Here is a 15196-nt window from a genome sequence, read left to right as displayed (position 1 = left end):
ACGGTGGCATGACGACACCACAGGTTGGGGGAGGTCCCGGGCACGCCCGGTACACCTACCGGCTTCGCGTGTCGAAGACTGCCCGTACCGGCCTCGAGGCCGAGTGGGCGCGCTGCCGGTGGGTGTGGAACGAATGCGTGGCCATGTCCCACAAGGTCCACGCCGCGAATCGGGACGCCGCCGAGAAGGCGACGTGCGGCCCGGCGCAGCTCGACAAGATGCTGACCGAGGCCCGCGCCGCTACGGGATGGCTCCGTGAGGGCTCGTCGGTGCCGCAGCAGCAGACCATCCGTGACTTCGGCAAGTCCCGCGCAAAGGCGCTCAAGGACGTCAAGGCGAAGCTGCCGATGCGACAGCGCGCAGGGATGCCTCGTATCAAGCGGAAGCGGGACGCGCTGCCCACGCTGAACTACACCCAGCGCGGATTCAGGCTGAAGGACGGTCGTCTGCATCTCGCGGGCGGGATCGTATTGACGGTGGTGTGGTCCCGTGAACTCCCGGCCGCGCCGTCGTCGGTGCGGGTGTACCGGGACGCCGTGGGGCACTGGTACGCGTCGTTCGTCGTTGCGGCCGAAGCCCAGCCGCTTCCGGCCACCGGCCGCGTCCTCGGTGTGGACTGGGGCGTCAAGGAGACCGCCACCACCACATCCGACGCCCACGACCTCCCCCACGCACAGCACGGGAAGACTGCCGCACAGAAGCTGGCCCACTATCAGCGGATGATGGGCCGCCGTAAGCCCGCGCGTGGGCAGGCCACGTCCAGGGGCTACCGGCAGGCACGGAAACAGACGGCGAAGCTGCACAAGAAGGTCGCCCGCCAGCGGCAGGACACCGCCCGCAAATGGGCGAAGAAGATCGTCCGTGACCACGACGCGATCGCCGTCGAGGACTTCCGTCCGAAATTCCTCGCGAAGACCACCATGGCCCGTAAAGCCGCCGACGCGGCGATCGGTGCCACCAAGCGGGCCCTGATCGAGATGGGCCGCAAACACGGACGGGACATCCGACTCGTCCACCCCGCGCACACCACGATGGACTGTGCCTCGTGCGGAGCGAGAACCAAGCACGCACTCCCTCTTTCCGAACGTACCTACACCTGTACCGCGTGCGGATTCGTGGCCCCCAGGGACAAGAACTCCGCACGCGTCATGCTGGTCCGGGCTGGTCTCACCCCGGCTGGCGCTGAGGGCGTAAGACCTCCGGGAGCGCCGCTCCTGGAGGCAGCCTGAGCCAGGAATCCCCTCCCTTCAGGGAGAGGAGGATGTCAAGGATCCGCCCTTCAGCCGGTTGATCAATTCTGCTGAATAGACTGCCCATGTCCAGTGCCGGTCGGCACGAAGATTCCGAACCTTGGGGAGATCCCGCCGTGACCGAGCCCCTCTCCGACCACTCCGCCGATGTGATCGTCGTGGGCGCGGGCCCAGCCGGCGCCGCCACCGCGTACCACCTCGCCCGGGCCGGACTCGACGTACTCCTGCTGGAGAAGACCGAGTTCCCGCGCGAGAAGGTGTGCGGCGACGGTCTCACCCCGCGCGCGGTGAAGCAGCTCGTCGCCATGGGGATCGACATCTCCGAGGAGGCGGGCTGGCTGCGCAACAAGGGTTTGCGCATCATCGGCGGCGGCTCCCGGCTGCAGCTCGACTGGCCGGACCTCGCGTCGTACCCGAACTACGGACTGGTCCGTAAACGCGACGACTTCGACGAGCAGTTGGCGCGCAACGCGCAGAAGGCGGGCGCGCGGCTGTACGAGCGCTGCAACGTCACCGGTCCGGTCCTGGACGACCGTACGGGCCGGATCACGGGCGTGACGGCGAAGCTGGGCGAGGAGAAGCGCGAGGTCACCTTCCACGCGCCGCTCGTCGTGGCCGCCGACGGCAACTCCACGCGGCTCTCGGTCGCGATGGGGCTGCACCGCCGGGAGGACCGTCCGATGGGCGTGGCGGTGCGGACGTACTTCACCTCGCCGCGCCACGAGGACGACTACCTGGAGTCCTGGCTGGGGCTGTGGGACCGCCGGGGCGCGCAGGACCGGCTGCTGCCGGGCTACGGCTGGATCTTCGGCATGGGCGACGGCACGTCCAACGTGGGTCTCGGCGTGCTGAACACCTCGGACTCCTTCAAGGAGCTGGACTGGCGCGAGGTGCTGAAGGCGTGGTGCGCGTCCATGCCGGAGGACTGGGGCTACACCCCGGAGAACATGACCGGTCCGATCCGCGGCGCGGCGCTGCCCATGGCGTTCAACCGCAAGCCGCACTACACGCGCGGTCTGCTGCTCGTCGGCGACGCCGGCGGACTGGTGAACCCCTTCAACGGCGAGGGCATCGCCTACGCCATGGAGTCCGGCCAGCTCGCCGCCGACGTCATCGTCCAGGCTCACGCCCGCGCGACCCCGGCCCAGCGCGAGATCGCCCTCCAGCGCTACCCGCAGATCCTCAAGGACACCTACGGCGGCTACTACACCCTCGGCCGCGGCTTCGTGAAGCTCATCGGCAACCCGAAGATCATGCAGATCGGCGCCCAGCGCGGTCTGACCCACCCGATGCTGATGAAGTTCATCCTGAAGCTCCTGGCCAACCTCACCGACCCCACCGGCGGCGACGCCATGGACCGCATCATCAACGGCCTGACAAAGGTGGCCCCGAGCGCCTGACGCTCCCCAACTCGGTTGCCCCGACGGCCCGGCGCGCGAAGACCTCGCCGCGCCGGGCCGTCGCCTGTCGCAGGGCGTCCTTCCGCTCCCGCACGGAGAGCCGATCGAGACAGGTGGCGTGGAATTCCCCCAAGCCCCGCCCGGAGAGCGTCAGGAGACGCACGAGGGCCGCTGCCCCCCGCGTGGCAGCGGCCCTTCGTGAAATCGTTCCGGTCGGGTCAGAGGACCCGGACGGCGCCGGTGGGCGGGTCGTAGGAGAGGGGCTTCTCCGCTACGCCCGTGGAGGGGTTCTGGGCGCCGACGAACATGCCGTCGCCGACGTAGACCGCCACGTGGTACGCGCTGCCCGCGCTGCCCCAGTAGAGGATGTCGCCGGACTGAAGGTTGCTCAGGGAGACCTGGGTGCCCGCGGTGGACTGGTCCTGGGAGACGCGCGGCAGGCTGATGCCGACCTGCTTGAAGGCGGTCTGCACGAGACCCGAGCAGTCGTAGGCGGAGGGACCGGTGGCGCCGGACACGTACGCCTTGCCGACCTGCGACTTCACGAAGTTGATGACCGCGGCGGCCGAACCCGTCGCCGAGGAGGAGCCCGTGATGGTGCTCGCGTCGGCGCTGTTGCCGGAGGCGGACGCGGTGAGCACCGTGCGCTCGGCGTTGCGGGTGGCGCGGGCGGCGGCCTCCTTGCGGGCCTCCTGCTGCGCCTTCTTCTTCGCCTCTGCCTTCTGCTTGGCGTCGGCGAGGTCCGCCTTGGCCTGCTTGGCGGCGTTGGCGGCGGCCGCGTCACGCTCGGCCTGCAGCTCGTAGTTGGCGGCCGCCTGCTGGGTGGCGTCGGCGGACTGGGCGACCTGGGAGGCCACGTCGGCCGTCAGGGTGGGGAGTTCGAGGGTCTGCGTCGCGGGCGCGGCGTCGGCCGCGTTCGCGTAACCGGCCGCTCCTGCGACCGCCAGGGTGCTGAGGACGCCGACGGCGGCACCGGAGCGCACGGCGATGGACGACGCGCTGCGGCGGGGCTTCCGGTGGCTGCGTATGTGAGCGGTGTGGGACATGGGAACAACCGGTACCAGGGGCTCCTTCATATCTTCAAGAAACGTGTGCTGCGCCACAATTGTTCAACGGCGGCCCCGAAAACCTTTCGCGGGGCTCTTTATTGACGCCGTAACGGACATTGCGGGCGCCTGCCATAGGCCCGTTGATCACGGTCTTTGATCATTACGCCCGAATTGCCCCCGGCCTACCATCGGTTGGGGTAGTTGGCCAAGCCCGGTTACGGAATGATCACTACCGGCGTGACGGAGGTCACGAAACCGGCTCGTGAACGCGCGCACGTGCGCGATCGCGTCCACTCCGTGCGTCCCGCTTCCCTCGGACGCGTGAACGCGCACCCCTAGCACCGCGCCCCGTCCCGCGCCAATTTGCATGTACGGGAACTCTCTTGATATGGAGACGCCCCCTCGGACCTGCGGTAACAGGCGAGATTGTCACTTCTGGTGATCAACTGAACGCTTCGCGTGCGAAGATCACCCATCATCCGACTTCATGATCCTTCGTCAGGTGGTGGAGATCACAAAGCTCGTGCAATACCCCGTGTCGCAGATCACAGAGCGTCGGGCATAAGATGCGGAGCAGTTGGGCTTGTGACCTGCTTCACATGTTCTCGATCTTCGCCGGGACGGGTGGGGTTCATGGGACGCGTGCGGCGGAAGTGAGCCCCCCGAACCATCCGAACCAACCGCCACCAGTCAATGCCGACTGAGAGGAGCGAGGAGCGGTGAACGCGTATGCGCCCATCCTCGTACTGGGAGCCCTCGGGGCAGGCTTTGCGATCTTCTCCGTGATCATGGCCGCGCTGATCGGCCCGAAGCGCTACAACCGCGCGAAGCTGGAAGCCTACGAGTGCGGCATCGAGCCGACCCCCACGCCGGCCGGCGGCGGGCGCTTCCCCATCAAGTACTACCTGACGGCGATGCTCTTCATCGTCTTCGACATCGAGATCGTCTTCCTCTACCCCTGGGCCGTCACCTTCGACGCGCTCGGGGTCTTCGGGCTCGTGGAGATGCTGCTCTTCGTGCTCACCGTCTTCGTCGCGTACGCGTACGTATGGCGGCGCGGCGGCCTGGAATGGGACTGAGGGGCCACACGACATGGGACTCGAAGAAAAGCTGCCGAGCGGCTTCCTGCTGACCACCGTCGAGCAGGCCGCGGGGTGGGTGCGCAAGGCGTCCGTCTTCCCGGCCACCTTCGGACTGGCCTGCTGCGCCATCGAGATGATGACCACGGGAGCCGGACGCTACGACCTCGCCCGCTTCGGCATGGAGGTCTTCCGCGGCTCGCCGCGCCAGGCCGACCTGATGATCGTCGCGGGCCGGGTCAGCCAGAAGATGGCGCCGGTGCTGCGCCAGGTCTACGACCAGATGCCCAACCCCAAGTGGGTGATCTCCATGGGCGTCTGCGCCTCCTCGGGCGGCATGTTCAACAACTACGCGATCGTCCAGGGCGTCGACCACATCGTGCCGGTCGACATCTATCTCCCCGGCTGCCCGCCCCGCCCGGAGATGCTGATCGACGCGATCCTCAAGCTCCACCAGAAGATCCAGGGCACGAAGCTCGGCGTCAACGCCGAGGAAGCCGCCCGCGAGGCGGAGGAAGCCGCGCTGCAGGCCCTGCCCACGATCGAGATGAAGGGGCTGCTGCGGTGAGCGACGACAACGGCGTGAACCCCGAGAAGGACCTCTCCGCCTCCAACCTCCCCGGCCAGCGCGGTCAGGGCGGCGAGGAGATCCGCGTCCAGCGCGGCATGTTCGGCGCCGACAACGGCGGCGACACCTCCGGTTACGGCGGTCTCGTCCGCTCGGTCCGGCTCCCGGGACCGGCGAGCCGTCCCTACGGCGGCTGGTTCGACGAGGTGGCGGACGAGCTGGAGGGCGCCCTGGAGGAACAGGGACTCCTCCCGGAGAACGCGATCGAGAAGACGGTCGTCGACCGCGACGAGATCACCTTCCACGTAGAGCGCGAGCACCTTCTCCGCGTCGCCCGCACCCTGCGCGACGACCCGGCGCTCCGCTTCGAGCTGTGCGCCGGCGTCAGCGGCGTCCACTACCCGCACGACAAGGGACGCGAGCTGCACGCCGTCTACCACCTGCGCTCGATCACCCACAACCGGCTGATCCGCCTGGAGGTCTCCGCCCCCGACGACGACCGGCACATCCCGTCCCTGGTCTCCGTCTACCCGACCAACGACTGGCACGAGCGCGAGACCTGGGACTTCTTCGGGATCGTCTTCGACGGTCACCCGGCCCTGACCCGGATCATGATGCCGGACGACTGGCAGGGCCACCCGCAGCGCAAGGACTACCCCCTCGGCGGCATCGCCGTCGAGTACAAGGGCGCCCAGATCCCGGCTCCGGACCAGCGGAGGTCGTACTCGTGAGCACTCCCCCCGTAAGCGGCCGCGAGACCACCGAGGGAACCGTCTACACGGTCACCGGTGGCGACTGGGACGAGGTCGTCCGGTCCGCGGCGAAGGCGGACGACGAACGCATCGTCGTCAACATGGGTCCGCAGCACCCCTCCACCCATGGAGTGCTCCGCCTCATCCTGGAGATCGAGGGCGAGACGGTCACCGAGGCCCGCTGCGGCATCGGCTATCTGCACACCGGCATCGAGAAGAACCTCGAGTTCCGCACGTGGACGCAGGGCACCACCTTCGTCACGCGCATGGACTACCTGACGTCCTTCTTCAACGAGACCGCCTACTGCCTCGCCGTCGAGAAGCTCCTCGGCATCGAGGACCAGATCAGCGAGCGGGCCAGCATCATCCGGGTACTCCTCATGGAGCTGAACCGGCTCTCCTCGCACCTGGTGTGCATCGCCACCGGCGGCATGGAGCTGGGCTCCACCACCATCATGATCTACGGCTTCCGCGACCGCGAGATGATCCTCGACCTCTACGAGCTGATCACCGGTCTGCGAATGAACCACGCCTACATCCGCCCCGGCGGACTCGCCCAGGACCTGCCCCCCGGCGCGGTCGACCGCATCCGCGAGTTCGTCAAGAAGATGCGGAAGAACCTCCCGGAGTACGACAAGCTCGCCACCGGGAACCCCATCTTCAAGGCCCGTATGCAGGACGTCGGCTATCTCGACCTGGCCGGCTGCATGGCGCTCGGCGCCACCGGACCGATCCTGCGCTCCACCGGGCTGCCGCACGACCTGCGCAAGAGCCAGCCGTACTGCGGCTACGAGACGTACGACTTCGAGGTGCCGACCGCCGACACCTGCGACTCCTACGGCCGCTTCCTCATCCGTCTGGAGGAGATGCGCCAGTCGCTCTCGATCGTCGAGCAGTGCCTGGACCGGCTGCAGCCCGGACCCGTCATGGTCGCCGACAAGAAGATCGCCTGGCCCGCGCAGCTCGCGCTCGGCCCGGACGGGCTCGGCAACTCCCTCGACCACATCAAGAAGATCATGGGCACCTCCATGGAGGCCCTGATCCACCACTTCAAGCTGGTCACCGAGGGCTTCCGGGTCCCGCCCGGCCAGGCGTACGCGGCCGTCGAGTCCCCCAAGGGCGAACTCGGCGTGCACGCCGTCTCCGACGGCGGCACCCGCCCCTACCGGGTCCACTTCCGCGACCCGTCCTTCACCAACCTTCAGGCCATGGCGGCGATGTGCGAGGGCGGCCAGGTCGCCGACGTGATCGTCGCCGTGGCGTCCATCGACCCCGTGATGGGAGGCGTCGACCGGTGACCACCTCTTCCTCCGAGCGGGGCGTCGGCCTCGGGATGCCCGAGCTGCCCCCGCCCGCCTACCCGGACGACGTCCGGGCCCGCCTGGAGCGGGACGCGCGCGAGGTGATCGCGCGCTATCCGGACTCCCGCTCCGCCCTGCTGCCCCTGCTCCACCTCGTGCAGTCCGAGGAGGGGTACGTCACCCGGACCGGCATGAAGTTCTGCGCCGACGTGCTGGAGCTGACCACCGCCGAGGTCACCGCGGTCGCCACCTTCTACACGATGTACCGGCGCCGCCCCTCCGGCGACTACCAGGTGGGCGTCTGCACCAACACCCTGTGCGCGGTCATGGGCGGCGACGCCATCTTCGAGACCCTCCAGGAGCACCTGGGCGTCGGCAACGGCGAGACCACAGGCGACGGCAAGGTCACCCTGGAACACATCGAGTGCAACGCGGCCTGCGACTACGCGCCGGTCGTGATGGTCAACTGGGAGTTCTTCGACAACCAGACCCCGGCCAGCGCCACCCGTCTCGTCGACGACCTGCGCGCCGGAGAACCCGTCGAGCCCACCCGCGGCGCCCGGCTGTGCACTTTCAAGGAGACCGCCCGCATCCTCGCCGGTTTCCCCGACGACCGCCCCGGCGCGGTCGCCGAGGGCGGCAGCGCGGGCGCCGCCTCCCTGGTGGGACTCCGGCTCGCCAAGGGCGAGACGCACCCCGCGCGCGTGGTCCACCCGCGCGACGGCGGACCGCACGAGGAGGAGCCGGTCCACGACCCGTCGCCCACCGAGCACCTCAGCTCCCACGACGCGCCGCAGGACACCTCGGCGTCCGATCCGGCGCACCCGGCGGGTCCGACCGCAGAGGAGGGGGAGTGATGACGTTGGCAACCGACCTCAAGGACACCAGCCCCGAGAAGCTGCTGGCACCCGTGCTGTCGGCGTTCTGGGACGAGGACCGCTCCTGGTCGCTGGACGTCTACCGGCGCCACGAGGGCTACGAGGGTCTGCGCAAGGCGCTCGCGATGTCCCCGGACGACCTGATCGCCTACGTCAAGGAATCCGGACTGCGCGGCCGCGGCGGCGCCGGATTCCCCACCGGCATGAAGTGGCAGTTCATCCCGCAGGGCGACGGCAAGCCGCACTACCTCGTCGTCAACGCCGACGAGTCCGAGCCCGGCACCTGCAAGGACATCCCCCTTCTCTACGCCAACCCGCACAGCCTCATCGAGGGCATCGTGATCGCCTGCTACGCGATCCGCTCCTCGCACGCCTTCATCTATCTGCGCGGCGAGGTCGTCCCCGTCCTGCGCAGGCTGCATGAGGCGGTGCGCGAGGCGTACGCCGCCGGGTTCCTCGGCGAGGACATCCTCGGCACCGGGCTCGACCTCGAACTCACCGTGCACGCGGGCGCGGGCGCCTACATCTGCGGCGAGGAGACCGCGCTCCTCGACTCCCTCGAAGGGCGCCGCGGCCAGCCCCGGCTGCGCCCGCCCTTCCCCGCCGTCGAGGGTCTGTACGCCTGCCCCACCGTCGTGAACAACGTGGAGTCCATCGCGTCGGTTCCCGCGATCCTCCAGCACGGCAAGGACTGGTTCCGCTCCATGGGCAGCGAGAAGTCCCCCGGCTTCACGCTCTACTCGCTCAGCGGGCATGTCGCGAGCCCCGGCCAGTACGAGGCGCCGCTCGGCATCACCCTGCGCCAACTGCTCGACATGAGCGGCGGGATGCGCCCCGGACACCGGCTGAAGTTCTGGACCCCGGGCGGCTCCTCCACCCCGATGTTCACCGACGAACACCTGGACGTGCCGCTCGACTACGAGGGCGTCGGCGCCGCCGGTTCCATGCTCGGCACCAAGGCGCTCCAGTGCTTCGACGAGACCACCTGTGTGGTCCGCGCCGTCACCCGCTGGACCGAGTTCTACGCCCACGAGTCCTGCGGCAAGTGCACGCCCTGCCGCGAAGGGACGTACTGGCTCGTGCAGTTGCTGCGGGACATCGAGGCGGGCAAGGGCGTGATGTCCGACCTCGACAAGCTGAACGACATCGCCGACAACATCAACGGCAAGTCCTTCTGCGCCCTCGGCGACGGCGCGGCATCCCCGATCTTCTCCTCGCTGAAGTACTTCCGCGAGGAGTACGAGCAGCACATCACGGGCCGGGGCTGCCCCTTCGACCCGGCCAAGTCGACGGCCTGGGCGGACCGCCCGGAGGTGAACGCATGACCGTGACCACCAATGCGCCCACGGGCGGGGGAGGCGCGGCAATCCCGCCGGAGGACCTCGTCACGCTGACGATCGACGGCATCGAGATCAGCGTGCCCAAGGGCACCCTGGTCATCCGCGCCGCCGAACAGCTCGGCATCGAGATCCCGCGCTTCTGCGACCACCCGCTGCTCGCCCCGGCCGGTGCCTGCCGCCAGTGCATCGTGGAGGTGGAGGGCCAGCGCAAGCCGATGGCGTCCTGCACCATCACCTGCACCGACGGCATGGTCGTGCGCACCCAGCTCACCTCGCCGGTCGCGGAGAAGGCGCAGAAGGGTGTGATGGAGCTGCTGCTCATCAACCACCCGCTGGACTGCCCGGTCTGCGACAAGGGCGGCGAGTGCCCGCTGCAGAACCAGGCGATGTCGCACGGCAACGCCGACTCCCGCTTCGAGGGCCGCAAGCGCACCTACCCCAAGCCGCTCGCCATCTCCAGCCAGGTGCTGCTCGACCGCGAGCGGTGCGTGCTGTGCGCGCGCTGCACCCGCTTCTCCAACCAGGTCGCGGGCGACCCGATGATCGAGCTGATCGAGCGCGGCGCGCTCCAGCAGGTCGGCACCGGCGAGGGCGACCCGTTCGAGTCGTACTTCTCCGGCAACACCATCCAGATCTGCCCGGTCGGCGCGCTCACCTCGGCGGCGTACCGGTTCCGCTCCCGCCCCTTCGACCTCATCTCCTCGCCCTCGGTGTGCGAGCACTGCTCCGGCGGCTGCGCCACCCGCACCGACCACCGGCGCGGCAAGGTCATGCGACGCCTCGCGGCCGACGACCCCGAGGTCAACGAGGAGTGGATCTGCGACAAGGGGCGCTTCGCGTTCCGGTACGCGCAGGCGCGGGACCGGCTCGACACCCCGCTGGTGCGCAACGCCGACGGCGTCCTGGAGCCCGCCTCCTGGCCCGAGGCGCTGGACGCGGCCGCGCGCGGACTGGGCGCCGCCCGCTCCCGCGCCGGTGTCCTCACCGGCGGACGGCTCACCGTCGAGGACGCCTACGCGTACAGCAAGTTCGCGCGCGTCGCGCTCGACACCAACGACATCGACTTCCGTGCCCGCGTGCACAGCGGCGAGGAGGCGGACTTCCTGGCCGCGCGGGTGGCGGGCCGGGGGCGCGACCTCGACGGTACGGGCGTCACGTACACCGCACTTGAGCAGGCGCCCGCCGTGCTGCTCGTCGGCTTCGAGGCGGAGGAGGAGGCGCCCGGCGTCTTCCTGCGGCTGCGCAAGGCATGGCGCAAGCACGGGCAGAAGGTGTTCGCGCTGGCCACCCACGCCACCCGGGGTCTGGAGAAGGCGGGCGGCACCCTGCTCCCCGCCGCCCCCGGCACCGAGCCCGAGTGGCTGGACGCCCTCGCGAGCGGCACCGGTCTCGAGACACCGGGCACCGAGGCAGCCGGGGCGCTGCGCGCCGAGGGCGCGGTGATCGTCGTGGGCGAGCGGCTCGCGGGCGTGGAGGGCGGTCTGACCGCCGCCGTGCGCGCCGCCACCGCGACCGGTGCGAAGCTGGTGTGGATCCCGCGCCGGGCGGGGGAGCGGGGCGCCGTCGAGGCGGGCGCGCTGCCCTCGCTGCTGCCGGGCGGGCGCCCGGCGACCGACCCGCGCGCGCGGGACGAGGTCGCCGCCGCCTGGGGTCTGGCCGAACTGCCGGGCCGCTACGGCCGCGACACCCAGCAGATCGTGGAGGGCGCCGCGACCGGCGAGCTGTCCGCGCTGATCGTGGCCGGGGTGGAGGTCGACGACCTGCCCGACCCGGCCCGTGCCCGGGACGCGCTCGACGCGGTCGGCTTCCTGGTCTCCCTCGAGCTGCGCCCCAGCGAGGTCACCGAGCGCGCCGACGTCGTCCTGCCGGTCGCCGCGGTCGCCGAGAAGGGCGGCACCTTCCTCAACTGGGAGGGCAGGGTGCGCTTCTTCGAGGCGGCGCTCAAGCCCGACCAGATGACCCGCCGCCTCGCCCCGACCGACGGCCGGGTGCTCCAGATGCTGGCCGACGCCATGGACGTCCACCTCGGACTGCCGGACCTCGCCACCACGCGCGCGGAGATCGACCGGCTCGGCGCCTGGAACGGTCCCGCGGCCGCCGACCCGCTGGCCACCGCCGGGGCGCTGCCCCGCCCGGCCGCCGGAGAAGCCGTGCTCGCCGGGCACCGGCTCCTGCTCGACCTCGGCGTCCTCCAGCAGGGCGACGACGCGCTCGCCGGGACCCGGCACGCCGCGTATGCGCGCGTGTCGGCCGCCACGGCCGCCGAGGCGGGCGTCGCGGACGGCGCCCCGCTCGCCGTGACCGGTCCCGCCGGAACCACCGAACTCCCGCTCCTGATCACGGAGATGCCCGACCGGGTGGTCTGGCTCCCGCTGGACTCCACCGGCGCGGGCGTCGCCTCCGACACCGGGGCGCGGCCCGGCTCCCTCGTCCGTATCGGCCCGGCGGTGTCCGGTGACCTGGACCTCAAGGAGGACCGAGGATGAGCCCGTTCCTCGCCGCCGAAGACCTCTCGCTGTTCGGCCACGACCCCTGGTGGCTGGTCGTCGTCAAGGCCGTGTTCTGCTTCGCGTTCCTGATGCTGACCGTGCTGCTCTCCATCGTGTGGGAGCGCAAGGTCGTCGCCTGGATGCAGTTGCGCATCGGCCCCAACCGGCACGGTCCCTGGGGCATGCTCCAGTCGCTCGCCGACGGCGTGAAGCTCATGCTCAAGGAGGACGTGGTCGTCAAACGCGCGGACAAGCTGATCTACGTCCTCGCACCGATCGTCGCGACCGTCCCCGCCTGCATGGCGATCGCGGTGATCCCGTTCGGTCCCGCCGACAACGAGATCTCGATCTTCGGGCACCGCACCACCATGCAGCTCACCGACCTGCCGATCGCGATGCTCTACATCCTCGCGGTCGCCTCCGTCGGCATCTACGGCATCGTGCTCGCGGGCTGGAGCTCCGGCTCGACCTACCCGCTCCTCGGGGGCTTGCGCTCCTGCGCGCAGATGATCTCGTACGAGATCGCCATGGGCGCCGCGTTCGCCTCGGTGTTCCTCTACTCGGGCTCCATGTCGACCTCGACGATCGTCGAGCAGCAGCACGACCGCTGGTACATCCTGCTGCTGCCGGTCTCCTTCATCCTCTACATCGTCACCATGGTGGGCGAGACCAACCGCGCCCCCTTCGACATGCCGGAGTCCGAGGGCGACCTGGTCGGCGGGTTCAACACCGAGTACTCGTCCATCAAGTTCGCGCTGTTCATGCTCGCCGAGTACATGAACATGGTGACGGTCTCGGCCGTCTCGGCGACCCTCTTCCTCGGCGGCTGGCGGGCTCCCTGGCCGATCAGCACCTTCTGGGAGGGCGCGAACCACGGCTGGTGGCCGATGCTCTGGTTCGTCATCAAGGTCCAGTTGCTGCTGTTCTTCTTCATCTGGCTGCGCGGCACGCTGCCCCGCGTCCGCTACGACCAGCTCATGAAGCTCGGCTGGAAGGTCCTCATCCCGGTCTCGGTGGTCTGGCTGATGCTCGTCGCCACCGTCCGGGTCCTGCGCAACGAGAACTACGACTTCGCCGACATCGCCCTCTACGTCGGCGGTGGGGTGCTCGCCCTGCTGCTGCTCTCCTTCGTCGCCGACCTGTTCCGCGAGAAGACCAAGAGCGCCGAAACCCCCGCCGAGCGGCCCGCGTTCGACCCCCTGGCGGGCGGCTTCCCCGTCCCGCCGCTGCCCGGCCAGGAGCTGCCGCCGGTGCCCAGGCGCCGCCCGCGCCGCGCCGAGCGGGAGCTGATTGTCAGTGGTGGACCGGACACTGTCAGTGACGGAACCACGGATGGAAAGGAGGCGTCCGATGGCTGAGGAGCCGAAGGAGACCGCACCCGGTTTCCAGAACCCCGTGGCCGGCTTCGCCGTGACCTTCAAGGCCATGTTCAAGAAGCGGCTCACCGAGCAGTACCCGGAGCAGAAGAAGACCACCGCTCCCCGCTTCCACGGACGGCACCAGCTCAACCGCCATCCGGACGGACTGGAGAAGTGCGTCGGCTGCGAACTGTGCGCCTGGGCGTGCCCGGCGGACGCCATCTACGTGGAGGGCGCCGACAACACCGACGAGGAGCGCTACTCCCCGGGCGAGCGGTACGGCCGCGTCTACCAGATCAACTACGCCCGCTGCATCCTGTGCGGGCTGTGCATCGAGGCGTGCCCCACGCGCGCGCTGACGATGACCAACGAGTTCGAGCTGGCGGACTCCAGCCGCGCCAACCTCATCTACACCAAGGAGCAGTTGCTCGCCGGTCTGGAGGAGGGGATGGTCGACAGCCCGCACGCGATCTTCCCGGGCACCGACGAACAGGACTACTACCGGGGGCTGGTGACCGAGGCGGCTCCCGGCACGGTCCGCCAAGTGGCCACCTCCAAGGGCGAGAAGCCGGAAGACCGGGAGGTGGAAGCGTGAACGCCTACACCACCTCCACCGGTGAGGCCGTCCAGTTCTGGATCCTCGGCACCGTCGCGGTGATCGGCGCCCTGTGCACCGTCCTGATGAAGCGGGCCGTGCACAGCGCGCTCTCGCTCGCCGGGACCATGATCATCCTGGCGGTGTTCTACCTCGCCAACGGCGCCTACTTCCTGGGCGTCGTGCAGATCATCGTCTACACCGGCGCCATCATGATGCTGTTCCTCTTCGTGGTGATGCTCGTCGGCGTGACGGCCGCGGACTCGCTGAAGGAGACCATCAAGGGCCAGCGCTGGCTGGCCCTGCTGTGCGGGCTCGGCTTCGGCGTCCTGCTGATCGGCGGCATCGCGAACGCCTCCCTGAAGCAGTTCGACGGCACCGGCCAGGCGAACGCGAACGGCAACGTGCAGGGTCTGGCGGCCCTCATCTTCACCAAGTACGTCTTCGCCTTCGAACTCACCGGCGCCCTGCTGATCACGGCCGCCGTCGGCGCCATGGTCCTCACCCACCGCGAGCGCACCGAACGCGCCAAGACCCAGCGCGAGCTGGCCGAACAGCGCGTCCGCGAGGGCAAGCACGTGCCCCCGCTGCCCGCCCCCGGTGTCTACGCCCGGCACAACGCCGTCGACATCGCGGGACTGCTGCCCGACGGCACCCCCTCCGAGCTGACCGTCAGCGCCACCCTGCGCGAGCGCGGTCAGATCCGGGACGTGTCCGCGCGGGCGCTCGGCGACCTCAAGGCACTCGAACAGCGCGCGAAGGACCGTCTGGAGCGCACGGAGAGCAAACCGGTGAACCTCAGGCGGACGGAGGACGCCTCACAGTGAACCCCGTCAACTACCTCTATCTCGCTGCCCTGTTGTTCACCATCGGCGCGACCGGCGTGCTCATCAGGCGCAACGCGATCGTCCTGTTCATGTGCGTCGAGCTGATGCTCAACGCCTGCAACCTCGCGTTCGTCGTCTTCTCCCGGATGCACGGCAACCTCGACGGCCAGATCATCGCCTTCTTCACGATGGTCGTCGCCGCGGCGGAGGTCGTGGTCGGGCTCGCGATCATCGTGTCGCTGTTCCGCGCCCGCCACTCGGCCTCGGTCGACGACGCCGGCCTGATGAAGCTGTAAGGGGTCGGAAGAAT

14 protein-coding genes are annotated in these 15196 nt (G+C 69.5%); 13 read left to right on the top strand and 1 reads right to left on the bottom strand.

Annotation, left to right across the window (positions count from 1 at the left end):
• The first annotated feature begins 8 nt into the window (after positions 1 to 8).
• Positions 9 to 1229 (top strand): RNA-guided endonuclease TnpB family protein, encoded by a 1221-nt coding sequence (locus IF655_RS23330; RefSeq protein WP_199587053.1) that lies wholly within the window; start codon positions 9 to 11, stop codon positions 1227 to 1229.
• An 86-nt stretch (positions 1230 to 1315) separates the two neighbouring features.
• Positions 1316 to 2650: a geranylgeranyl reductase family protein gene (locus tag IF655_RS23325; protein WP_199587052.1), complete on the top strand. Its 1335-nt coding sequence runs from the start codon at positions 1316 to 1318 to the stop codon at positions 2648 to 2650.
• Between the two features lie 218 nt (positions 2651 to 2868).
• Here the strand turns inward: IF655_RS23325 and IF655_RS23320 are convergent, their stop codons facing one another.
• Positions 2869 to 3696 (bottom strand): C40 family peptidase, encoded by an 828-nt coding sequence (locus tag IF655_RS23320; RefSeq protein WP_199587051.1) that lies wholly within the window; start codon positions 3694 to 3696, stop codon positions 2869 to 2871.
• Between the two features lie 722 nt (positions 3697 to 4418).
• Between IF655_RS23320 and IF655_RS23315 the strand changes: the two genes are divergently transcribed.
• From IF655_RS23315 to nuoK, 11 genes are read left to right on the top strand one after another with little or no spacing between them, the layout of a single operon-like run.
• On the top strand, positions 4419 to 4778 hold the full coding sequence (locus IF655_RS23315; protein ID WP_018543830.1) for an NADH-quinone oxidoreductase subunit A: 360 nt from the start codon (positions 4419 to 4421) through the stop codon (positions 4776 to 4778).
• 13 nt (positions 4779 to 4791) lie between these two features.
• On the top strand, positions 4792 to 5346 hold the full coding sequence (locus tag IF655_RS23310) for an NADH-quinone oxidoreductase subunit B family protein (RefSeq protein WP_199587050.1): 555 nt from the start codon (positions 4792 to 4794) through the stop codon (positions 5344 to 5346).
• On the top strand, positions 5343 to 6077 hold the full coding sequence (locus tag IF655_RS23305) for an NADH-quinone oxidoreductase subunit C (RefSeq protein WP_199587049.1): 735 nt from the start codon (positions 5343 to 5345) through the stop codon (positions 6075 to 6077). The genes IF655_RS23310 and IF655_RS23305 overlap by 4 nt, the downstream gene beginning before the upstream one ends.
• Positions 6074 to 7396 carry an NADH-quinone oxidoreductase subunit D gene (locus tag IF655_RS23300; protein ID WP_199587048.1) on the top strand — a complete coding sequence of 441 codons (1323 nt, stop codon included), beginning with the start codon at positions 6074 to 6076 and terminating at the stop codon, positions 7394 to 7396. Before IF655_RS23305 ends, IF655_RS23300 begins: the two co-directional genes overlap by 4 nt.
• A complete protein-coding gene (gene nuoE, locus IF655_RS23295; RefSeq protein WP_199587047.1) occupies positions 7393 to 8256 on the top strand; it encodes an NADH-quinone oxidoreductase subunit NuoE in 864 nt (287 codons plus the stop codon). The genes IF655_RS23300 and nuoE overlap by 4 nt, the downstream gene beginning before the upstream one ends.
• Complete coding sequence (gene nuoF, locus IF655_RS23290) at positions 8256 to 9602, top strand: NADH-quinone oxidoreductase subunit NuoF (protein WP_206776311.1); 1347 nt, start codon at positions 8256 to 8258, stop codon at positions 9600 to 9602. Before nuoE ends, nuoF begins: the two co-directional genes overlap by 1 nt.
• The gene (locus IF655_RS23285) at positions 9599 to 12103 is read left to right on the top strand and encodes an NADH-quinone oxidoreductase subunit G (protein ID WP_199587045.1); all 2505 of its coding nucleotides are present in this window, start codon (positions 9599 to 9601) and stop codon (positions 12101 to 12103) included. The genes nuoF and IF655_RS23285 overlap by 4 nt, the downstream gene beginning before the upstream one ends.
• Positions 12100 to 13464 carry an NADH-quinone oxidoreductase subunit NuoH gene (gene nuoH, locus IF655_RS23280; protein ID WP_199587044.1) on the top strand — a complete coding sequence of 455 codons (1365 nt, stop codon included), beginning with the start codon at positions 12100 to 12102 and terminating at the stop codon, positions 13462 to 13464. The genes IF655_RS23285 and nuoH overlap by 4 nt, the downstream gene beginning before the upstream one ends.
• Positions 13457 to 14059, top strand: a complete 603-nt coding sequence (gene nuoI, locus IF655_RS23275) for an NADH-quinone oxidoreductase subunit NuoI (RefSeq protein WP_199587043.1) — start codon at positions 13457 to 13459, stop codon at positions 14057 to 14059. The genes nuoH and nuoI overlap by 8 nt, the downstream gene beginning before the upstream one ends.
• Positions 14056 to 14886, top strand: coding sequence for an NADH-quinone oxidoreductase subunit J (locus IF655_RS23270; protein WP_199587042.1), 831 nt, complete (start codon positions 14056 to 14058; stop codon positions 14884 to 14886). Before nuoI ends, IF655_RS23270 begins: the two co-directional genes overlap by 4 nt.
• A complete protein-coding gene (nuoK, locus tag IF655_RS23265; RefSeq protein ID WP_199587041.1) occupies positions 14883 to 15182 on the top strand; it encodes an NADH-quinone oxidoreductase subunit NuoK in 300 nt (99 codons plus the stop codon). The genes IF655_RS23270 and nuoK overlap by 4 nt, the downstream gene beginning before the upstream one ends.
• The last annotated feature ends 14 nt before the right edge of the window (positions 15183 to 15196 follow it).

Origin of the sequence: Streptomyces sp. DSM 110735 (assembly GCF_016482685.1) — a bacterium.
In the GTDB taxonomy this organism is placed as follows: Bacteria; Actinomycetota; Actinomycetes; order Streptomycetales; family Streptomycetaceae; genus Streptomyces.
Note: the sequence above shows the minus strand (reverse complement) of the source record. Positions and strands in the feature narration are given on the sequence as shown.

Excerpts from the sequence above, each read along its gene's own strand:
- IF655_RS23330 (WP_199587053.1), top strand. The coding sequence starts at position 9 with ATGACGACACCACAGGTTGGGGGAGGTCCCGGGCACGCCCGGTACACC.
- IF655_RS23325 (WP_199587052.1), top strand. The coding sequence starts at position 1,316 with ATGTCCAGTGCCGGTCGGCACGAAGATTCCGAACCTTGGGGAGATCCC.
- IF655_RS23320 (WP_199587051.1), bottom strand. The coding sequence starts at position 3,696 with ATGTCCCACACCGCTCACATACGCAGCCACCGGAAGCCCCGCCGCAGC.
- IF655_RS23310 (WP_199587050.1), top strand. The coding sequence starts at position 4,792 with ATGGGACTCGAAGAAAAGCTGCCGAGCGGCTTCCTGCTGACCACCGTC.
- nuoF (WP_206776311.1), top strand. The coding sequence starts at position 8,256 with ATGACGTTGGCAACCGACCTCAAGGACACCAGCCCCGAGAAGCTGCTG.
- IF655_RS23285 (WP_199587045.1), top strand. The coding sequence starts at position 9,599 with ATGACCGTGACCACCAATGCGCCCACGGGCGGGGGAGGCGCGGCAATC.
- nuoH (WP_199587044.1), top strand. The coding sequence starts at position 12,100 with ATGAGCCCGTTCCTCGCCGCCGAAGACCTCTCGCTGTTCGGCCACGAC.
- nuoI (WP_199587043.1), top strand. The coding sequence starts at position 13,457 with ATGGCTGAGGAGCCGAAGGAGACCGCACCCGGTTTCCAGAACCCCGTG.